Source organism: Streptomyces sp. NPDC057565 (genome assembly GCF_042801455.1).
Lineage (GTDB): Bacteria > Actinomycetota > Actinomycetes > Streptomycetales > Streptomycetaceae > Streptomyces > Streptomyces yanii.
Genome location: NZ_JBHVFU010000045.1, coordinates 1 through 20,699, shown reverse-complemented (window position 1 = coordinate 20,699; position 20,699 = coordinate 1). Strand labels below are relative to the sequence as shown.

Sequence of the window (20,699 nt, the reverse complement as noted above, 5' to 3'; positions counted from 1 at the left end):
CTCTGGTGTCGAACGGGCCGGGCCGTCGGCCGGGAGTGAGCGGCATGCCGACGCTCACTCCCGGCCGATGATCTGCGCGAGGTGCTCGGTTCAGCCGGCGAGGGTCTTCAGGACGGCATCGGCCGTACTGGTGCTCGACTGCGGGTTCTGACCGGTGATCAGGTTGCCGTCCACGACGACGGTGTTGCTCCAGGCCGCACCGGTCTGCAGGACTGCGCCCTCGGCCCGCAGCCGGTTCTCGACCAGGAACGGCGCGTTCTCGCCCAGCCCGCCCTGGCTCTCCTCCTCATCCGTGAACGATGTCAGGGCCCGGCCGGCGAACGTGAAGCTGCCGTCGTCCGCGGTCGCGCTCAGCAGGCCGGCGGCACCGTGGCACAGGGCGGCCACTGTCTTGCCCTGCGCGTCGGCCTCGTTCAGCAGGCGGCCGAGGTCGGCGTCCTGCACCAGGTCGGCCATCGGGGCGTGGCCGCCGGGAATGTAGATCGCGTCGTAGTCGCCCACCGTCACCTCGGACAGGACGAGCGGCGTCGAGAGCTCCTCCGCGATGCCTGCGAGGTAGGTGCGGAACTCCTCGGCGTCGGCCTCGGAGACGCCGCCCTGCTCGCTGAGGCTGAGGGCGTCGACCGTGGGGCGCGCGCCGGCCGGGGTGGCGATGTCGACGTCCGCGCCGGCGGCCTTGAGGACCTTGTGCGAGGCGGCGACCTCCTCGGCCCAGTAGCCCGTGGGGTGGGTGGATCCGTCGGCCAGCTTCAGGCTGGTGGCGGCGGAGATGACCATCAGAATCTTCGACATGGGTGTGCCTGGCCTTGTTGGTAGTGGAAGTGATGCAACGAGGTGTGCCGCGACTTGTGGAGCGGCACTCGGACAACCCCAGAATCCATCACCGATCATCCATTCACGCATCGGCTTCCATAAAATTTCTTATGGCTCCGGCAAGGCCCTCGACGGTGTGGCCACGCCTCAAGGTGTGGCGCAACCGAACCCGGTAGGGATGCGCAAGCCGGTCGGCGGGGAGCAGCCCGTCCCAGACGACGAAGGCACCCCCTGCGATCAAGGCGTCGCGTGCGGGGCCACATGCCGCGGTCTGCACGCCGAGCATGTCGCCGAGGTCGTCGCGGGTCACGCCTCGGCCTGGTGGCAAGAAGGCGGCTGATGGAGCATCTGTGACACGTAGCCCGCCTCCCAGGTGACAACTAGGCTGCTTCGGCCCGATTTTTCATTGCGGACCGGGAGCAGTTGAGCACCAGGCAGGGACTGTCCGGCGGCTGGCTGTGGCCCCCGGATCCGGGATCGGGACGCGAGAGACGGTGGCGACCGAAGGGTGTTCGCCCTTGTTCCTGCCCGAGGCGATGACAAGCTTCTGCGCGATCTGCGGCACGGGGACCCCGTTGGCCCGCAGGGATCGTGCGTAGGCGGCCATGTCGTCGTCGACCACGTTCGGGCGTCCTCCGTGCCGTCCGCGCTCACGGGCGGAGGCTTGGCCTTCGAGGGACTTCTCCCGGATGTACCCGATATCCCGCGAGTTCCGCGCCGCTGTCTCGGGAGCCGCTGCTCAGGACTATTCCCGCTCCGAGCGGGGCCCGACGGAACCCACGGGATATCGCACAGGTCTCAGGCCGCTGTCTGCGCGGGGGCCGGGGTGACGCTGCGGGCCGGACGGCCGCGCCGGGCCAGGGGGACCAGTGTGATCGCGGTGGCGCCGAGTACGGCCGCCACGGCGAAGGTGGTGAAGCCGAGGCCCGCGTTGCCGCCCGCGACGACTGCGCCGCCGAGCGAGGGGCCGACGACCGCGCCGATGCGGCCGATGCCGGTGACCCAGCCCAGGCCGGTGGCCCGTTCGGCGGGTGCGTAGACGCGGGCGGTGGCCGCGTAGACCATCGTCTGGGCGCTGAACAGCCAGACGCCGGTCAGGAAGACGACGGCGTACGCGACGCCCAGCGGCAGGTGGGTCCTGAGGAGGAAGGCGCCGCAGGCGGTCAGTACGAACCAGATCGCGGAGACCTTGACCGGGCCGAACCGGTCCGCGGTGCGGCCCGCGACGAGCATGCCGACGATGCCGCCGGCGTTGATGACCATGAGGAAGGTGACGGAGGAGGTCAGTGAATAGCCGGAGGCGCGCATCAGTTCCGGCAGCCAGGTGGAGACCCCGTAGACGAGGAGCAGACCCGCGAACGAGGCGATCCACAGAAGCGGCGTCGCCCACCGGGTGCCCGGTGCGAACAGCGCGCCGATCGCCGACATGCGGCCCTTGGCCCCGGCCTGCGGGGCCTCGGTGGTGCCCGGCCGGTCGAGGCCGAAGCGGTCGGCGACGGCATACGCGGCGTCGGTGCGGCCCTTCGCGTAGAGGACGCCCGGCGATTCCGGCAGCCACTTCAGGACCAGCGGCACCGCGATCACGGCGGGGATCACGCCCGCCCAGAACACCCAGCGCCAGCCGTGCTCGGGTGCGACGGCCAGGCCGATGCCCGTGGCCGCCATGCCGCCGGCGTGGTACGAGGTCATCAGCAGGCCGGTGGCGAGCGCGGCCCGGCGCGGCGGCGCGAACTCGGCCACGATCGCGAGGCCGATCGGCATCAGACCGCCGAGGCCGAGCCCCGAGACGAAGCGCCCGGCGCCGAACACGCCCGCCGACGGGGCGAGCGCGCACACCGCGGACCCCAGGGAGAACAGTACGACGCTTGCGGTGACCAGTGGCTTGCGGCCCAGCCAGTCGGTGAGCGTGCCCGCGAGCAGGGCGCCGATCAGCATGCCGAACGTGGTCCAGCTGCCCACGGTGCCGGCGATGCCGGGGCTGAAGCCGAGGCCGTCGTCGGCCAGCAGGTGGGGCATGGTCGCGCCGTAGATGTTGACATCCATGCCGTCGAAGAAGACGGCCAGCCAGCACAGGGCGATGACAGCAGCGACGGATCTGAACGACCGGGACTGCACAGATGTCTGCGATGTCTGCGAAGAAGCCATAGGGGACTCGCTCACGCGGGAAGGGACGGGGGGCGGGTGGGCGGACCGGTGCCAGGGATTGCGTGGAAGGGAGCGGCTCCCCACGCAGCACTTGTCCGCCTGCTGAACTATGGTTCAGAATTCGATTCCCGAGAGTGTGGGACCACCCCCGCGCCGATGTCAACGGTTGAAAGACGGTTCCATGTCCGATGACTCCGTACGTCCCCTGCAGCGCGGTCTCGCCGTGCTGCGCGCGCTCGCCGCGGCCCGTGAACCCGAGCAGGTGCGCGCCGGCGATCTGGTGCGCGTCACGGGGCTCGCCCGTTCCACGGTCGACCGGGTCGTGGCCACCCTGGTGAGCCTCGGCTACGTACGCCAGCAGGGGCAGGAGCTGTACCTCGCCCCGCCCCTGATGGAGCTGGGCAACGCCTATCTGTCCACGAGCGGCCTCACCCACGAGGCCGCCGCCCGCGCCGCCCGGCTCGCGCGGGAGCTGGACGAGTCGGTGTCCCTCGCGGTGCCGGACCGGGACGGCGTGCGGTTCACCGCACAGGCCACCCGGCGCCGCGCCATGTCCATCACCTTCCGCATCGGTGACCTGCTGCCCGCCGAGCGATGCGCGGCGGGGCTCGTGTTCGCCACCGAGTGGGACGAGGCCGACTGGGCGCGCTGGCGCGAGCGCACCGCCGCCGACCCGGAGGGCGCCGGTTTCCCGGCCGTGGCGCCGCACCCGGTTTGCGAGGAGGAGTTCCGGCGCGGGGCCGAGCACGCGCGGCGGCAGGGCTGGGCGCTGGACGACCAGCTCGTCGAGCCCGGTCTGGTCGCCGTGGCTGTGCCGGTGCGCGGCGACGACGGCGCCGTGCGCGGCGCGCTGAGCGCCGTGAGCCACACCAACCGCCACACCGCCCAGGGGCTCGCGGACGCCGTACTGCCGACCCTCCGGGAAGAGGCCGCCCGGCTCGCGGCGGCGGACGGCCCGGCGCCCGCGGCCCGCCCCGCCACGCGGCCCGTGACGGGGCCCGTCGTGCTGCAGTCCCTCGCCCGCGGTCTCGCCGTCCTGCGTGCCCTGGACGGCGCACCGCCCGCCGGTCTGCCCGTCACCGCGCTCGCCGAGGCCACCGGACTGCCCCGCACCACCGTCTACCGCAGCCTGCGCACCCTGCAGAACGAGGGATACGTCGGTGCCGACGGCCCCCTGTTCCGTCCGCTGCCCCGCGTCCTGGAACTGGGCTACGCCCGCCTGTCCACACCGGCCTTCGCCGACCTCGCCCAGCCGCACCTGCGCGATCTGGTCACCCGTGTGCAGGAGTCCGCGTCGGTGACGGTCCTGGACGGCACGGACATCCTGTACGTGGCCCGCGTGCCGATCACCCGTGTCATGAGCGTCGACATCACGCTGGGCACCCGCTTTCCCGCCTACCCGACCGCGATGGGCCGCGTCCTCCTCGCAGGTCTGCCCGAACCCGAGCGTGACCGGCTCCTCACCGACTCCGCCCCGCGTGCCCTCACCCCCCACACGGTCATCGACCCGGCGGACCTGGCCCGCATCCTTCGCCAGGTCGCAGCCGACGGCCACGCGGTGATCGACGAGGAGCTGGAGGAGGGCCTGCGGTCCGTCGCCGTGCCCCTGCGCAACCCGGCCGGCCGCACTGTCGCCGCACTCAACGTCGCCCAGCACTCCGGCGACACCCCACTGGAGGCGACCCGCGACGCCCTCCTGCCCGCCCTGCGCGACGCGGCCGCCGCGATCGAGGCGGACGTGGCGATCGCGGACCGGTTCGGCACGGTCCGCTACCCCTGAGCGGGCGCCGCGCTCCACTCGGTCTTGTGACCGAAGCCGCGGCCGTTGTCCACCAGACGAAGCCACATGGGCTCGATCTCCCAGTGGTTCGCCTTGGCGAGGGCCTGGGCGAGGTGGCCCGCGGTCACGAAGAACGGAAACCGGACGGCGTACGCCCCTCGCGCGACGCGCAGCGCCTCACCGGCCGGCCGCCACCAGGAGGACGCCGCCGACGGGGTCGAAGTAGACGGTCACAGTCGGTCTCCCGCTCGCGGGCCGCTGGGGGGGCGTGGTCATAGCTGTCGTACTGGTGTGCAACGAACCCGGCCACTACGCCGCCGGCATGTACGCCGAGCTCGATGTGACCGGCCGGTAGAGGCCACCGTCCGCGGGACCGCCCGCTACGGCGCACGCCAGATGCCAGAGCTGCGCCCAGGGGCTTGGAGCGAGCCTCCACTCCAGTCATCGTCAGCACCGGCGACGTCTTCCAGCGGCCCTGCGACCGGCGCGCTCCGGCTCCGGAGCGGGGTTCCTCAGTTGCCAGGCGGATCCTGATGTTGACGCCTTCCGAGGCAGGGGTTGTGCTGGAAGAGGGGTACACCCCGAGTGAAAGGCATGCCCATGAGCCGTGACCAATCCCTGGTCGACGCCGACTGGATGCAGCAGCACGTGGACGACGCGAGCATGGTGATCGCCGAGGTCGACGAGGATGTGAGCGCCTACGACACCGGTCACATCCCGGGCGCGGTGAAGCTGGACTGGAAGAACGATCTGCAGGATCCGGTCCGCCGCGATTTCGCGGACCAGAAGCGCTTTGAGGAGCTGATGTCGGAGCGCGGCATCACGCCCGACCACACCGTTGTCCTGTACGGCGGCAACAACAACTGGTTCGCCGCTTATGCCTACTGGTACTTCAAGATCTACGGGCACGAGCGCGTGCGCCTCCTCGACGGCGGTCGCAAAAGCTGGGAACTGCAGTCGCGGCCGCTCACCGACGAGGTGCCGCAGCGACCGAGAACCGGCTACACCGCCAAGGAGCCGGACTACTCGATCCGGGCTTTCCGTGACGAGGTGCTGGCCTCGATCGGGCAGCAGAACCAGAACCTGATCGACGTCCGCTCCCCCCAGGAATTCTCAGGTGAGCTGCTGGCCCCCGCCCATTTGCCGCAGGAGCAGGCGCAGCGCGGTGGTCACATCCCCGGTGCCAGAAACGTCCCCTGGTCCAAGGCGGCCAACGACGACGGCACCTTCAAGACAGACGAGGAACTCCGGGCGCTCTACCTCGACGCAGGAGTCGACTTCGACCGCGACACCATCGCCTACTGCCGGATCGGCGAGCGCAGCGCCCACACCTGGTTCGTCTTCCACGAACTGCTCGACCACCCCAACGTCAAGAACTACGACGGCTCGTGGACCGAGTACGGCTCGATGGTCGGCGTTCCGATCGAGAAGTGACCCCGCCGGAAGCATAGGCGGGGCTGCGCGAGACGGATCAGAGATGACCGCGACACCCGTGGATCCCAAACCCACCACCCGAACCCTCGTGACCGGCCGCGTCCAGGCCGCCGACGGGCCGGCCGCGGGCGTCTGGGTCCGCCTGCTCGATCCGGCAGGGGAGTTCGTCGGTGAGATAGTCACCTCCGCGATCGGGGAATTCCGCTTCTACGTGCCCCCGGGGCACTGGGTGTTGCGGGCGCTCTCGCCGCGTGGTGTCACGGAGGTGCCGGTCGCGGCCGAGCCGGGCCGGGCCACCCAGGCCGAGCTGCGGCTCTCCGAGCGGCTGCCCGATAGCGTGGAGATCATCCAGATCTCCACGCTCAGCCTCGGGAACCGCAGCTACCTGATCACAGACGGGTCGGTCGCGGTCGCAGTGGACCCGCAACGTGACCTGGAGCGCGTCACCAGTGTGCTCGAGGACCGCGGCCTGCGGCTCGACACGGTCGTGGAGACCCACCTGCACAACGACTATGTGACAGGCGGTCTGGAGCTCGCCCGCCGCTGCCAGGCGGCGTACGCGGTGCCAGCCGGGCCGCCGCTTGGCTTCGACGCGGTCCGGGTCGGCGACGGCGACCGACTGACGGCCGGGAAGCTGCGGATCCAGGTGATCGCCACACCCGGGCACACCGACCACCACCTCGCCTACGCCTTCGCGCCCGCCGACGGGGCGCCTCGGCTGGTATGCACCGGCGGCTCCCTGCTGTACGGCACCACGGGCCGTACCGACCTCATGGGTGCGGACCTGGCCGAGCCGCTCGCCCACCAGCAGTACCGATCAGTGCGCCACCTGGCCGAGGTACTACCCGACGACACCGTCATCCTGCCGACCCACGGCTTCGGCAGCTTCTGCGCCGCGACGACCGTCGGCGCGGTCCAACGCTCCACCATCGGCCGCGAACGGGCCGTGAACTCTGTCTTCAGTCAAACCGAAGACGCCTTCGTGGCCGGGACACTGACGGGTTTGGGGCCCTTCCCCGCGTACTACCGCCGGATGGCGCCGATCAACGCAGCCGGGCCGCCGCCCCGCGCCTCGCTCCCCGGGCCAAGGCTTGCTGATCCGGCCGAACTGGCCGACCGGATCACAGCGGGTGAGTGGGTGGTCGACGTGCGTCCGCGAGCCGACTACGCGCCGCTCCATCTGCCGGGCACGGTCAACTTCGACGCCTCCGGATCCCTTGCCACCTACCTCGGCTGGCTGGTTCCGTTCGACGCCCCCGTCACCCTGCTGGCCGCCGACCACAACGGATTGCAGGCAGCCCGCATCGAGCTGCTGCGGATCGGCTTCGACCGTCTTGCGGCTGCCGCCGTCGGAAACCCGCTCGAATGGGTCGGCCCACAAGAGCTGGCCTCCTACCCGCGATCCGACTTCGCCACCCTCGCCACTGTCCGGTCCGGGCGACAGGTGGAGGTCCTGGACGTCCGCAGTGACCGCGAGTGGCGCTCCGGCCACCTGCCCGGCGCACGCCACATCCCGCTGCCCGAACTGCCCAACGCCATCGTGTCCCTGCCGGAGGCCGAGCACTGGGTGCACTGCCGCAGCGGCTTCCGGGCCGCGATCGCCGCCTCGCTGCTCGCCGCCGTCGGACACCAGGTCGTCCTCATTGACGACACCGTCGAGCACGCGCGCCCCGTGATGCAGGAGGGTTAGCGCACAGAGGTTCGAGACCGAGTCCGGAAGGGACCGTGATCCGCCTGGACATCGACCAACTGCCCAGCGGAGCCGCTCCGAAGCCGGTCCGGCTGTGGTGCTCCGGCACCGACGCAGGGGATACGGCGGCCCTCCCGACGTATCCGTGGCGCATGAGCACCGGCCGCGCGTGGGGGCTGCCCCGTATCGTGCCGCGAAGTGCGGGCTCGGCGCAGACAGCGCCCTTCTCCCCAACCTCATGGTCATGGGCAGGTCATGGCATGGGCTGACAGGGCGAACTGCAGGAGCTCCTGGTCAGGCTTCCGTTGGGAAGCTGAGGCCGTGGCTATCGTCGGACTATTCTCCGCCTCCATCTACTGGGAGAGACATGAACAAGGCTCAGCTCGTCGAAGCGATTGCCGACAAGCTCGGTGGGCAACAGCAGGCCGCCCGCGCGGTCGATGCGGTGCTCGACGCCATGGTCCGTGCGGTTGTCGCGGGCGAACGGGTGTCGATCGCCGGAATCGGCAGCTTCGAAAGGCTTAACCGGCCCGCTCGTTACGCACGCAAGCCGCAGACAGGCGAGCGCGTGCCCGCCAAGAAGAGCGCCGATTGAAATCGGGCGACGTAGATACCGTCCCCTGGCGAGTTGCTGGCGGACGGCACGACTTCCATGTCGAGGCAGAGGCGGGCAAGGGAGCGGCGGTGTGACGACAGTGGCGATGATGGCCACCCAGCCCGAGCGGCAGGGCGAGCTCGACGAGGTGCTGGCCGTAACCGCCGTTCACCCATGCCGTGTGGATCGCGGTGTGGGTCGCGGTGATCTTCTCGACGTGCTGGGAGCGGGCCTCTAAGGGTGCCCCATAACTGATCTTCGGACGGCTGGGGAGTGCATAATTCTGAGTCGGCGGCCTGCTCACCGGCCTGATGCACATGCCTCGTGCCGCGGGCCCGCCAAGCTGGCGTGGGCGGTGGCCCAGGTCCGGCTGCGCCTGCTTGCCGCGTCGGCGGCACGGCGGCTTCAGGACCGCCAGCGCGTGTGGCGGGCGGTGCGCCACGTGGCGGTGCCGGCATGATGTTGGACCTGTGAAATCGTGAACGTCCTCGGCCGGCAAGGACCCCGCATCCCGCAAGGCTGGGGACTTCGCGCAGGGCGAAGTCCGTGGCTATACCCCCGACCGGCCTCTTCGCTTTCGTTCATCAGCCGCCGGACGCCGCTGCCGGAACCATCGGCGTCGCGACTTCGGTGAGCGCAGAGTTCAACTCCCGCTCTGCCCCGGTGAGCGCCGCTGTCGGCGGAACCGGGGCGCGGGCCGGATCGCGGCAGGCGTCCAACATGCCCGACATGTCGATGGCCTGGCGGATCGCCTGGCCCGAAGCCAGCTGCTTCATTGCCGCGTTGATGTCGGCCAGCGGCAGTGTGCCCGTATGCATCTGCTCCACCGGCATCAGGTCCACCCGCCACAGGTCCAGGAACCTCGGGATGTCGCGGTGTGGTACCGCGTCGCCCATGTACGAGCCGAGCAGAGACTTGCCCTCGCCCGCGAACGCCGGCGCCGGGATGCTCCAGGCGACCGGGCGAATGGACTACCTGGAAGCTGCGCTGACCGAGGCGATCGTCCCGCTGCGCCCGTCGGCGCGGGGGAGGTGCCGACGTAAGCAAAAAACTGGACTTGCTGGTCCAATTTTGGCTGGGCAGGATTGGACCATGGCATCCAATCCTGACTTGGTGAACCCGTCCGGCCTCGCAGCGTCGACACATCCCTCTGACGACCTGATCGGCCGCCGGGAGACGGCCGTCGGACCGAGAAGTCCCGAAGACAGCCCGTCCCGGGCCTCGGCCGCACACCTTACCTACCAGAAAGGAACAAGAACCATGAGCAACATCTCCGAAGCCATCGACAACGACACGGTCATCAAGGAGTTCATCGACCTCTTCGCCCAGCAGGACGCCACCACGCTCGCTCCCTACCTCGACCAGGACATCGTCTTCGAGAACTATGGCAGTCCCGTGGTCAAGGGCCGGGAGAACGTGGTCAGCCTGTGGGCCGGGGTCTTCTCCACCATGGAACGTGTCGAGTTCACCACCCTCAACCAGGCGGTCAACGGCGACATCGTCATAGCGGAACAGATCCACGGACTCGCCCTGCCCGGCCGCCCGTTCGCGCCGATCAAGAACATGGCGGTCTACCGGATGCGCGACGGCCGGATCGTGGAGTGGCGCGACTACACCAACTCCGAGTATGCGCGCACGCTGATGTAAGGCGCATGTCGTCTTCGCCGCCACGACCGTGATGGTCGCCGCGTTCTTCACGTTCTCCCTCGCCGGCCTCTTGCCGACCAGGGAGATGGGCACCGTCCTCGGCCTCGCCGTCCTGCCCGGCGCCGTACTGGTCCGCCTCGTCCTGCTGCCCGTTCTGCCCCGCCTCACCGGCCGCGGCCTGGCACACCCCCGACGTGTCCTGCCGAACATCCGTTTCAGTCACGACTGACTGACGGACTGCAGGGACCCGACCTCGGAAAGACGAGACACCCGTCAATCACCCTGTAACGGCACGGTAGTTGGAGTGAGCGTGCCACGTGCCAGGGCTCGTGGAGGGAGAAGAGCGGATGTCTCGATCCCTTTTCACGAAATCCCTTGATGACTCCACATGCGCATCTCCTGGGTGTGGGTACCGGCACCGTCTGCGCCGTCGTACGAGATGGCATGTCTGTCCGCGCCACTGAAGTAAGGAATATCGATCATGGAAACCATTGAGCGCCTCAGCATCATCGAGGAACTTCGCCGTCTGATGGCCCGTTACGTGCGTTACGCGGATCACCAGCGTTGGGACGACCTGGCGAACCTCTTCACGCCTGACGGCACGTTCACCCCGCACAAGCCGGACGGAACGGTGTGGCTGCGTATGAATGGTCGGGACGAGATCGCTGCAACGGTCGGTGCCGCCGGCGGCCCTGGCGTCACCTTGGTCCACCACCTGTTCTCCGACGAGATCGACGTCGACTCGGCGACTACCGCCCACGGCGTCTTCGCGATGGAGGACATCGTGACCCGGCCCGAGGACGCCGAGGTGTCCGAGACCATCCCCTTCAGGGGCATGCACGGATTCGGCCATTACCACGCACGATTCGTCAGGGCCGACGACATCTGGCGAATCGCCGAGATCAAGCAGACCCGAATCCGCCTGGACTTCACCGACTGACCGCTCCGGCGGCCCACCTCGCACCCCGGAGACCGGCAATTCGGCGGACCACAGGGTGCTTTCGAAACCCCGGTTGCCCGGTCGCACACGCCTACCGGGCAACAACCCCTCTTCCCATCCCAATACGAAAGCAGCATCACCGTGAGCAACAGTCACAACTCCGCCGCACTGGTCGAGCCGTACAGGATCCTCGTCCCCCAGAGCGACCTCGATGACCTCAAGGACCGCCTGAAGAGGACCCGCTTCTTCGACGACCTGGACAACGAGGACGAGTACTACGGCATCAGCACCGCCTACCTCAAGCCGCTCGTTGAATACTGGGCGGACGGCTTCGACTGGCGCGCGCAGGAGCGGCGTCTGAACACCTACAACCGGCACAAGGTCGAGATCGACGGCACACCCGTGCACTTCGTCCACGAGCGTGGCAAGGGCCCGAACCCGATCCCGCTTGTCATCAACCCGGGCTGGCCGTGGCCGGGTGAGTTCAGCTACGGGCTCATCGGCCTGCTGACGGACCCCGCCGCCCATGGCGGGGACCCGGCCCTCTCGTTCGATGTCATCATCCCGGATCTGCCTGGTTTCGGCTTCTCCACCCCGGTCGGCAGGGGAGACCTGAACTACTGGAAGATCGCAGACATCCTGCACGAGCTCATGACCGAGGTGCTCGGCTACGGGAAGTACGGGGTGGCGGACTCCGACTACGGTGCCCTGGTCACGAGCGCGCTCGGCCACAAGTACGCCGACAGCATCATCGGCCTGCACTACGGTCACGACATGCCTCCGGGGCAGTTCGCCAACGAGCGGTTCTGGGACCTGACCGACGGCGCCAAGATCCCCGAGGACGCCTCGCCGGAGCTGCGCGCGGGCCTGGAGAATCTCGTCAACACCTATGTCTCCCACGTCGCTGTTCACATGCTTGATGGTTCGACCCTCGCCCACGGTCTGAACGACTCCCCTATCGGCATGCTCGCCTGGTTGCTGCGTCGGTGGAAGAAGTGGAGCGACAAGAGGGGCGACTTCGACGAGAACTTCTCCCGCGACTTCATCCTGACCCAGGCCACCATCTTCTGGGTGACGCAGTCCATCGGCACGTCCATCCGGATGTACCGCAACGCGGTGCGCCACCCGTGGGTGCCCTCCCACAACCGCCGGCCCGTCGTCGAGCCGCCGGCCGGCTTCACCTTCCTGCTCGGTGACGCCTATCCGCCCGCCATCAACACCGTCGAGGAGCGCATCGCCGCCTTCGAGGACGGGCCCACGCGCAGCTCATTCAACGTGGTCAATGTCAACGCCCACATGAAGGGCGGCCACTTCGTCCACTACGAGAACCCCGAGGCGTTCGCCTCCGACCTCGTCGAGACGTTCCGCAGGATCCGTTGATCCACAACGGACGGGTCTCCTGCCCCCGCACGGGGCCCGTTCGGAGTCGCGATCACGTGGCTGGGAAAGGATTGGACGCGGTGATGCTCGGGCTTGTAGCTTGCAGTGGACCGTGACACCGCCCGAGGAGGTGAGACCCATGAACGCAGTATCGACGTGGGTGCTCCCCCTTCCCGCCACGGCCGGCGATTGACGTAGGTGTCGCCGGGAGCGCCTCCACAACAAGGCACTCCCGAAAGGCAACACCTATGGACTCTCCGCAGTTCACCACCGAGCCGTCGTCGAACGGTACGGTCGAGCGCGACTTCACCGTGAGCGACGTCCCCGGACTCCGGTCGCCGACCTCCGGCGCCGACCGCGCGCCCCTTATGTTCGACGTGATCATTGCCGGGTGCGGGCCGACTGGTGCGATGCTGGCCGCCGAACTGCGGCTGCACAATGTGCGGGTACTCGTTCTGGAGAAGGAAACCGAGCCCGTGTCGTTCGTCCGCATCGTCGGCCTGCACATTCGCAGTCTCGAGCTGATGGCAATGCGCGGACTGCTGGATCGCATCCGCGAACACGGAAGACAGCGTCCGGCCGGCGGATTCTTCGCCGCCATCAACAAACCTGCGCCCGAGGGCCTGGATTCGGCGCACGCCTATCTGCTGGGCATCCCGCAGCCGGTCATCGTTCACCTGCTCGAAGAACATGCGACCCAACTGGGTGCGCAGGTCCGGCGCGGTTGTGCGGTGGCCGATTTCGAGCAGGACGACGAGGGTGTCACCGTCGAGCTGCCCGACGGTGAACAGCTGCGTTCGCGCTATCTCGTCGGCTGTGACGGCGGGCGCAGTACGGTGCGCAAACTGCTCGGCGTCGGCTTCCCCGGTGAGCCCTCGCGGACCGAGACGCTGATGGGCGAGATGCAAGTGGGTGCGCCGCAGGAGGAGATCGCCGCCAAGGTGACCGAAATCGGCGAGACCAATAAGCGATTCTGGCTCAGGCCCTTCGGCGAAGGGTCATACAGCGTCGTAGTCCCCGCCGAGGGAGTCAGTGATCGTGCGGAACCACCCACCCTCGAGGATTTCAAACAACAGCTGCGCACCATCGCCGGAACCGATTTCGGCGTGCACTCCCCGCGCTGGTTGTCCCGCTTCGGGGATGCCACCCGGCTGGCCGAACGCTATCGGGTCGGGCGGGTGCTGCTGGCCGGCGATGCGGCACACATCCATCCACCCACCGGCGGGCAGGGCCTCAACCTGGGCGTTCAGGACGCATTCAACCTCGGCTGGAAACTGGCCGCACAAATCCGCGGCTGGGCGCCAAAAACACTGCTGGACACCTACCAGGCCGAACGCCATCCGGTCGCCGAGGACGTGCTGGACAACACCCGCGCCCAGATGGAACTGCACTCCACCGAACCGGGCCCGCAGGCCGTGCGCAGGCTGCTCACCGAACTGATGGACTTCGACGAGGTGAACCGCTATCTCATCGAGAAGATCACCGCGATCGGCATCCGCTACGACTTCGGCGAAGGCCCCGACCTGCTCGGCCGCCGCCTGCCCGACATCGACGTGAAACACGGCCACCTCTACGGTCTGCTGCATCGCGGCCGCGGCCTGCTGCTGGACCGCACCGAACGCCTGACCGTCGGCGGCTGGTCAGACCGGGTCGACCACCTCGCGGACCCCACTGCGGCACTGGATGTTCCCTGCGTCCTGCTACGCCCCGACGGCCACGTCGCCTGGATCGGCGACGATCAGCAGGACCTGGACAACCACCTCTCGCGCTGGTTCGGCAAGCCCGCCAACTGATTTCGCCCGAGCAACCGAAAAGGCCCGTACGGAGGATCGGAACGGCCCGTAGCGACTGACCAACGGAAGGCTGGAGGAAGCATCAGCCGTGGAGCTCTGGCGCCCGGCTCGGCCTGCGAGGAGGGTCAACCTCCGAGCGACGACCGGCAGACGGCGGTAGAGCACCACGGAATGGATGGGCACAGGCGGCCGTGCGTTCGTCCGCTTCACTCGGAACGGGGCGGTTTGCGCGCCACGCGACCCCACGCCATGCCCCGGCGCGCGGAACACATCGGCCCGGGACCACTTCTGGATCCGGTATCCGAGGCGGTGGCGCGCTCGGCTTTCGCGGGGGTGTCGCCGGCAGCGAGGCAGACCGAATTCCCCCAGGGATAGGTCGCCCACGCCTGCTCAGCGATCGCCGGCCGTTAGCGAAAACCTGCACGTCAGGCCATGGATGGGGTTCTCGGCACCCGTAGCGACTCCCTTCGTCCGCGACCAACACATTCGACAAGAGGCCAGTGGACTGTTATCTTCAAATTCATAAGGTTCCAGTGGCCTCTTGAGAGGGTGCTGGCCACGCAGGCGAAGGTGGGTCCAGGTGATGAACGAAAGCACCGCACACGCAGCCCGGACACCGCTGGGCGGATCCGGTATCTCGGTGCGGCCCGTCGGACTCGGGCTTATGGGGATGTCGCAGTTCTACGGCGAGGCGGATCCCGACACCTCGGTCGCCACCATCCGGAATGCGATCGAGCTCGGTGTGGAGCTGTTTGACACCTCGGACTATTACGGTGCGAGCAGCGCCACGCCGGGCCGGCCGGTGGCCGGTTTCGGTCACAACGAGGAGCTGCTGGGGCGCGCGCTCCAAGGGCGCCGGAACCGAGCAATCGTGGCGACGAAGTTCTCCGCGCGCCCCGGCCCCGGGGGCCGCAGCTTCTTCGACGGCCGTCCCGAGTATGTGAAGGCCGCGTGCGCGGCGAGCCTGAAGCGGCTGGGCACGGACCGGATCGACCTGTACTACTACCACCGGCTCGACCCGGCCGTCCCGGTCGAGGACACCGTGGGCGCCATGGCCGACCTGGTCGCCGAGGGCAAGGTCCGGGCGATCGGCCTGAGCGAGGTCACCCCGGAGATCTTGCGGCGGGCCCACGCGATCCATCCCGTCGCCGCGCTGCAGAGCGAGTACTCACTGTGGGAGCGCGGCGTCGAGGCCGAAGTGCTGCCGGAGTGCCGGCGGCTCGGGATCACGCTGGTGCCCTACAGCCCGCTGGGCCGCGGCATGCTCACCGGCGCCTTTGGCCGAGGCACCGAGTTCGGCCGTGACGACTTCCGGTCCACGCTGCCCAAGTTCCAGGGCGACAACTTTGACCACAACCGGCAGTTGGTCGACGAGTTGGAGGAGTTCGCCGCGAGCACGGGCAACACCGCCGGTCAGATCGCTCTCGCCTGGTTGCTGGCCCAGCCCCACGACATCGTCCCGATCCCCGGCTCCAGACGTCTGGCCTGCATCAGCGCGAACCTTGCGGCCACCTCGGTCCGGCTCAGCGCCGACGACGTGGCCCGTCTCGGCGTCCTGTTCGACCCCGCACGGATCAAGGGGGGCCGGTACGGAGCGCTCAACACGCTTCCGGACGAACCCGAAGTCACGCCCCGCACGGAATACCACACACAGGGGCCCGCCGTACCGGCCGCCCCATTGGACAAGGAGCACACCCCATGAACTATGACGCCCAGTTCGCCGGCAGGACCGCGCTCGTGACCGGCGCCGGAAGCGGCATAGGTTCCGACATCGCCCGCCTGCTCGCCGCACGCGGAGCCAACGTCGCTCTGGTCAGCCGCCAGGAAGCGCCGCTCAGGGAGCTCGCCGACGAGATCACCAAGGCGGGCGGCAAGGCCCTCGTCGTTCCCGGCGACGTCAGCGACCCGCATGCCGTCGAGCACGCCGTCGCCGAGACCGTCCGCCACTTCGGCGCCCTGCACCTGGCCGTGAACAACGCCGGCACCTCCAGCGCCCACCACGACGTTCCCGACCTGCCCGAGGAGGAGTGGAACAAGACCATCGGGATCAACCTCTCCGGCGTCTTCTACGGGCTGAAGTACCAGATCCCGGCGATCAAGGCGGCTGGCGGCGGCGCCATCGTCAACATCTCCAGCGTCTTCGCCGACCGCGGTCTGTCCCACCGCGCCGCCTACAGCGCGAGCAAGCACGGCGTCCGCGGCCTGACCCGCGCGGCCGCGGCCGACTGGGCCCAGCACGGCATCCGGATCAACGAACTCCAGCCCGGCGTCATCCCGGTGCCCCGTCAGCAGGGCAACCCCGAAGAGGTCGCGAAGATCGCCGAAAAGATCCCGGCCCGCCGACTCGGCACCGGCGAGGAAGTGGCGAAGGCCGTCGCCTTCCTGCTCTCCGACGAGGCGTCCTACGTCACCGGCGCCCACCTCGCGGTCGACGGCGGATTCCTCATCTGAGCCTCTCCGGCTTCCCCGGTCCCGAGCCTTCGGGCTCGCCCGCACCACCAACTTCCCACACATTTCCTGTGACACACAGAAATCGAGGCAACATCATGAGCAAGACCTGGCTGGTCACCGGCAGCTCCCGCGGCCTGGGCCGTTCCATCGCCGAGGCCGTCCTCGAGGCCGGCAACAACCTGGTCGCCACCGCCCGGCGCACCGAATCCCTCAACGACCTCGTCGACAAGTACGGCGACAAGGTCCGCCTCGTCACGCTGGACGTAACCGACACCGAAGCCTCCCGCCGGGCCGTCCAGGCCGCCGTCGACGCCTTCGGCCGCCTGGACGTGGTCGTCAACAACGCCGGCTACGCCGACATGGCCGCCATCGAGGACATGACCGACGAGGCCTTCCGCAACCAGATGGACGCCAACCTCTACGGAGTCGTGAACGTCACCCGGGCCGCCCTTCCCGTCCTGCGTGAGCAGGGCTCCGGCCACATCATCCAGATCTCCTCCGTCGGCGGACGCGTAGGTGGTCCCGGCCTGGGCGCCTACCAGGCGGCCAAGTGGGCCGTCGGCGGCTTCTCCGAGGTCCTCGCCAAGGAAGTCGCCCCTCTCGGCATCAAGGTGACCGTCGCCGAGCCGGGCGCCATGCGCACCAACTGGGCCGGCTCCTCCATGGCCACCCCGCCGGTCAGCGACCCCTACAAGCCGGTCGTCGAACCTGCCATCGCCCGTCAGCGGGCCTCGGACGGCAAGCAGAGCGGCGACCCCGCCCGCGTCGCCCAGGTCCTGCTGGACATCGTGGAGACCGAGGAGCCGCCGCTGCACCTGCTGCTCGGCAATGACGCCGTCAAGGTCGGCCAGTTCGCGGCCGAGACCCTCGCTGCCTCGGACGCCAAGTGGCGCCACGTGAGCGAGTCCGTGTGATCCGCAGTAGCGGACCTGGCACCCAGGTCCACCCCCTGCCGGTACCCGCCCCTCCAGGCGGCACCGGCAGGCCATAGGGTTACCACGAGCGGCGCCAGGGGTGCCGCGAAAGTTCCCGAGGAAGCGACGATGACAGACGACCGGCCGACCGACTTCCAGCGCGCCCGCAGTGCCGAGCAGCGCGAGGTCCGCAAGCAGACCATCCTCGCAGCCGCGGCAGAACTCCTCACAGAGATGCCCGTCAGCGACATCAGCCTGCGGGAGCTCAGTCGGCGGGTCGGGCTGTCGAAGACGAACGTCGTGCGCTACTTCGAGACCAGGGAAGCGGTCTTCTTCGAGCTCCTCAACCGCGACCTCGCGCAGTGGATCGAGGAGTTGCCCACCGACCTGGCGTCCGCCCACATCGCCGGACCGGCATCGCCCCGAACTGTGACAGACACCCTGGCCCGGTCCCTGGCCCGCCGGACCCAACTGTGCGAACTGCTCAGCTCGCTGGGCTCCGAACTCGAACGGAACATCTCCGCCGAGTCGGCGCGCGACTTCAAGCGAGCCCACGTCCGGTTGCTGGGCGCCCTGGCGGAGCTGCTGCGACAGCACATCACCGCACTGAACCCTGCAGCCGCCCGCGAGTTGGTCTCCCTGACCGTCGTGTGCACGGCCGGACTGTGGCCCTTCGCGCACCCCTCACCGGCCGTCGTCGAGGCACAGCAGGACCCCGAACTCGCCGCCACGAAGGTCGACTTCGGCGAGCGGCTGGGCCGCACCCTACATATCGCCGCCACGGGACTACTCGACCTGGAAGAACGGGCCACCTGACACAGGGGCACGCCGAGAAGAGAACGGCACCGTGAACATCACCCTGAATTCGATGATCACCGACGCTGCCGAACGAACTGGAGCCGGAGACCGCCTCCTGGCACCGGCTGCTCGGCGGCTCGATCTTCCGGACGCCAACCTCCACTTCATCCAGGCCCCCGGTCTCCCGGCCATTTACCGCCCAGTCCATGAGCAGCGCTGCTCGGGCACAGCTCTCCTGTGATCTTGTGTGGAGTATCTCCTCATGTCGTTGCTGGACTTTTTCGCGCCGCATGGCGATTCCGCCAGCGGGCGTCGGGGACATTCCGGGCCGGCGCCGGCGGCGCCGGCCCGGCCACGGCGGCCGTCATAGATCCAGATCGTCCAGACGTGAGCCCGCAGCCCAGCGCCCCAACTGCCGACCGTCGAGGAGACGGACACCGCCCTGGCGGGAGGCCCACCGCACATCGGTGCGGTTGTACGAGCCCCTGCTCACCACGACCCGGATCAGGTCTTCGACACCAGTGCGTCCTGCTTCGCGCAGGGTAGCGGGACCGGTTGGCGCATCCTCGTCCGCCGGGCGGAACCCCACCTCGAGTTGGCGGCCGCCGCGGTCGCGTGCGTACAGGCGCGGCCGCCCCTTGTCCGGCATGGCGATGACGTGCCAGCCATCACGGCGCAGCATTCGTTCGGTGGCCGCCGCCAAGCCGTGGTCATCCAGGCCCGCGAGTTCGGCCGGGGTGTAGATGCCGCAGCGCCGACGGGTGAGGGTGCGGCGCCAGCGGACGAGCATGGTCGCCACCCCGACGAGTAGGGCGACACTCATCGCCATGCCGAGGACACCGAGTTGTCCGTATTTCCAGTCGAGGAGGCCGACCAGCAGCCCGATGGCGAGGCCGAGCCCGACGAAGCCGGGCAGCACCTCCCGGAACGTGGGCCCGTACCGGCCCTGGGCCCGCAGCTCCGCGACCGCGCGTTGCCGCTGAGAGCGTCGCGACCCGGGCACCGGAGGGCGCCTCCACCACAGTTCCACCAGGGTCAACTCCCCATCACCGCCCGCCGTCCGTGTGTGTCCATAGAGATACCCGCTCGTGGGGGCGACCCGCTAAGAGTCATCACGTAATGCTGTGACGTCCGCCTGGTGTCTGCGCGGAACGGGCACGCCTGGGTGGTGTGCTGCCCGTGCAGCCGGCTGCTCCGACGTGGGCCTTGTGCCGCTTGGTTGCGGGTCGGGTCTCATTCGGGGTTTGTCCGGTACCGGGTGGTGGCGTTTCGTCGAGCAGAGGCCTTCGGTCGGGGTGTCCCGGTTTTTTGGCTGCCGCGTGGGTGCGGCCCCGGGTGGGGCGGGCACCGCGCTGCGGTTGACTCGACAGGGCTTCTTGCAGCCCTTCATGGAACAATATTTGTGTGTTGCGCGCCTGGACAGTGTCCAGGCGCGCGGTGCTGGGGTCGTCCGGGTCAGAAAGGTGGACGTGGGCGCAGAGGGCGCCGGAGACGGTGTCCCGGTCGCCGACAAGCCCGCACGAGGTGCAGTGATGGATCCGGGCGGCGAGGGTTTTGGCGACCGCCTCGCCGCAGAAGCATGTCTGGGACAGCTTCGTGGTGAAGGTGGACGCGCGCAGCATCCGCCCGCCGGCCTTCTCGCACTCGCGGGATATCGCCGCTATGAGCCGTCCGGGTGTGGTGGCCTGCAAGGCTTTGCCCCACCGGCGGTACCAGGTGCGGATGTCGCAGTCCTCGACGGTGAGGTTCGCGCCGTGGTCGGTGACGATGTCTGCGGCGATACGGCGGGCGCGGTGGTCTTTCGCGGCTGCCGCGGTCGCGGCGGCTTCGGCGAGGCGGGCCCGGTTGAGCCGGTAGCCGGCCGACAAGCTGTCGCGCCAGTACGCCTGCTTCGGCACCCCGGCGTTGTTCGCCACCCTCGTACCGCGGGGCATATCGAGGGCCCGTGCGGGCAGGCCCGCGTCCTGACGCCGTTTGGCCCGGTCCTGCTGGCGTTTCGACGGCCCGTACTGGGCGGGGTTGAAGGCACGGCGGGAGCGGTCCAGGGCGCGTTTGCCGCCGCGTTCCTTTCGTCGGGTTCTCGCCAAAGCGGAGAGCTCGGAGTCCGAGGGCTCGACGCGGGTCGCCTTGATGTCGCCGTCCGCGGGGTCGAAGGAGCTGGGGAAGGAGACGATGGACAGGTTGGAGACGTTGCCGTCGACTCCGCCGGCCCGCTCCAGCTCAGCCGCCGCTGCACGCCGGGTCTTCGTCGTGGGGGATGCGTAGCCGCCGGCCAGGACCATCAGGTGGGCCTCGTACGCCCACCCGCCGGGTACGGAC

General features: G+C 69.0%; 18 protein-coding genes and 3 pseudogenes. 14 read left to right on the top strand and 7 right to left on the bottom strand.

Features of this window, described 5'->3' with window-relative positions; all coding sequences use genetic code 11:
• Positions 1-90: 90 nt before the first annotated feature.
• The 3 genes from ACFU8W_RS39755 to ACFU8W_RS39745 form a co-directional block, all read right to left on the bottom strand.
• Positions 91-792, bottom strand: coding sequence for a type 1 glutamine amidotransferase domain-containing protein (locus ACFU8W_RS39755; RefSeq protein WP_384048496.1), 702 nt, complete (start codon positions 790-792; stop codon positions 91-93).
• Positions 793-895: 103 nt separating this feature from the next.
• Entirely contained in the window at positions 896-1,123 is a 228-nt protein-coding gene (locus ACFU8W_RS39750) for a hypothetical protein (RefSeq protein WP_384048493.1), read from the bottom strand.
• A 488-nt stretch (positions 1,124-1,611) separates the two neighbouring features.
• Positions 1,612-2,958, bottom strand: coding sequence for an MFS transporter (locus ACFU8W_RS39745; RefSeq protein ID WP_384048491.1), 1,347 nt, complete (start codon positions 2,956-2,958; stop codon positions 1,612-1,614).
• Positions 2,959-3,139: 181 nt separating this feature from the next.
• On the opposite strand from ACFU8W_RS39745, the gene ACFU8W_RS39740 reads away from it, so the two are divergent.
• Entirely contained in the window at positions 3,140-4,738 is a 1,599-nt protein-coding gene (locus ACFU8W_RS39740) for an IclR family transcriptional regulator C-terminal domain-containing protein (RefSeq protein WP_384048488.1), read from the top strand.
• Here the strand turns inward: ACFU8W_RS39740 and ACFU8W_RS39735 are convergent.
• Positions 4,729-4,866, bottom strand: coding sequence for a hypothetical protein (locus ACFU8W_RS39735; RefSeq protein WP_384048485.1), 138 nt, complete (start codon positions 4,864-4,866; stop codon positions 4,729-4,731). The two genes, ACFU8W_RS39740 and ACFU8W_RS39735, sit on opposite strands and share 10 nt — an antisense overlap.
• Before the next feature lie 472 nt (positions 4,867-5,338).
• Here ACFU8W_RS39735 and ACFU8W_RS39730 point away from each other — a divergent pair, with 472 nt between their 5' ends.
• The 4 genes and pseudogenes from ACFU8W_RS39730 (at position 5,339) to ACFU8W_RS39715 (ending at position 8,695) form a co-directional block, all read left to right on the top strand.
• Positions 5,339-6,172, top strand: coding sequence for a sulfurtransferase (locus ACFU8W_RS39730; protein WP_384048482.1), 834 nt, complete (start codon positions 5,339-5,341; stop codon positions 6,170-6,172).
• Positions 6,173-6,215: 43 nt separating this feature from the next.
• A complete protein-coding gene (locus tag ACFU8W_RS39725) occupies positions 6,216-7,862 on the top strand; it encodes a DUF1416 domain-containing protein (protein ID WP_384048479.1) in 1,647 nt (548 codons plus the stop codon).
• Between the two features lie 367 nt (positions 7,863-8,229).
• Positions 8,230-8,451, top strand: a pseudogene (locus ACFU8W_RS39720) (HU family DNA-binding protein); the annotation flags it as partial.
• Between the two features lie 97 nt (positions 8,452-8,548).
• Entirely contained in the window at positions 8,549-8,695 is a 147-nt protein-coding gene (locus ACFU8W_RS39715; protein ID WP_384048475.1) for a hypothetical protein, read from the top strand.
• 346 nt (positions 8,696-9,041) lie between these two features.
• On the opposite strand, the gene ACFU8W_RS39710 is transcribed toward ACFU8W_RS39715, so the two are convergent.
• Entirely contained in the window at positions 9,042-9,353 is a 312-nt protein-coding gene (locus ACFU8W_RS39710) for a hypothetical protein (RefSeq protein WP_384048472.1), read from the bottom strand.
• A 364-nt stretch (positions 9,354-9,717) separates the two neighbouring features.
• On the opposite strand from ACFU8W_RS39710, the gene ACFU8W_RS39705 reads away from it, so the two are divergent.
• The 9 genes and pseudogenes from ACFU8W_RS39705 (at position 9,718) to ACFU8W_RS39665 (ending at position 18,398) form a co-directional block, all read left to right on the top strand.
• Entirely contained in the window at positions 9,718-10,104 is a 387-nt protein-coding gene (locus ACFU8W_RS39705; protein ID WP_384048469.1) for a nuclear transport factor 2 family protein, read from the top strand.
• A gap of 13 nt (positions 10,105-10,117) precedes the next feature.
• Positions 10,118-10,333 (top strand): annotated as a pseudogene (locus ACFU8W_RS39700) (MMPL family transporter); the annotation flags it as partial.
• Positions 10,334-10,585: 252 nt separating this feature from the next.
• Positions 10,586-11,044: a nuclear transport factor 2 family protein gene (locus tag ACFU8W_RS39695; RefSeq protein WP_384048466.1), complete on the top strand. Its 459-nt coding sequence runs from the start codon at positions 10,586-10,588 to the stop codon at positions 11,042-11,044.
• A 141-nt stretch (positions 11,045-11,185) separates the two neighbouring features.
• A complete protein-coding gene (locus tag ACFU8W_RS39690) occupies positions 11,186-12,424 on the top strand; it encodes an epoxide hydrolase family protein (protein ID WP_384048463.1) in 1,239 nt (412 codons plus the stop codon).
• A 248-nt stretch (positions 12,425-12,672) separates the two neighbouring features.
• A complete protein-coding gene (gene rox / locus ACFU8W_RS39685) occupies positions 12,673-14,217 on the top strand; it encodes a rifampin monooxygenase (protein ID WP_384048460.1) in 1,545 nt (514 codons plus the stop codon).
• Between the two features lie 580 nt (positions 14,218-14,797).
• Positions 14,798-15,919: an aldo/keto reductase gene (locus ACFU8W_RS39680; RefSeq protein WP_384048457.1), complete on the top strand. Its 1,122-nt coding sequence runs from the start codon at positions 14,798-14,800 to the stop codon at positions 15,917-15,919.
• Positions 15,916-16,668 carry an SDR family NAD(P)-dependent oxidoreductase gene (locus ACFU8W_RS39675; protein ID WP_384048454.1) on the top strand — a complete coding sequence of 251 codons (753 nt, stop codon included), beginning with the start codon at positions 15,916-15,918 and terminating at the stop codon, positions 16,666-16,668. The genes ACFU8W_RS39680 and ACFU8W_RS39675 overlap by 4 nt, the downstream gene beginning before the upstream one ends.
• A gap of 95 nt (positions 16,669-16,763) precedes the next feature.
• Positions 16,764-17,582, top strand: a complete 819-nt coding sequence (locus ACFU8W_RS39670; RefSeq protein WP_384048451.1) for an oxidoreductase — start codon at positions 16,764-16,766, stop codon at positions 17,580-17,582.
• Between the two features lie 129 nt (positions 17,583-17,711).
• A complete protein-coding gene (locus tag ACFU8W_RS39665; RefSeq protein ID WP_384048448.1) occupies positions 17,712-18,398 on the top strand; it encodes a TetR family transcriptional regulator in 687 nt (228 codons plus the stop codon).
• A gap of 346 nt (positions 18,399-18,744) precedes the next feature.
• Here the strand turns inward: ACFU8W_RS39665 and ACFU8W_RS39660 are convergent, their stop codons facing one another.
• On the bottom strand, positions 18,745-19,383 hold the full coding sequence (locus tag ACFU8W_RS39660; RefSeq protein ID WP_384048445.1) for a hypothetical protein: 639 nt from the start codon (positions 19,381-19,383) through the stop codon (positions 18,745-18,747).
• Positions 19,384-19,492: 109 nt separating this feature from the next.
• Positions 19,493-20,699, bottom strand: a pseudogene (locus tag ACFU8W_RS39655) (transposase); the annotation flags it as partial.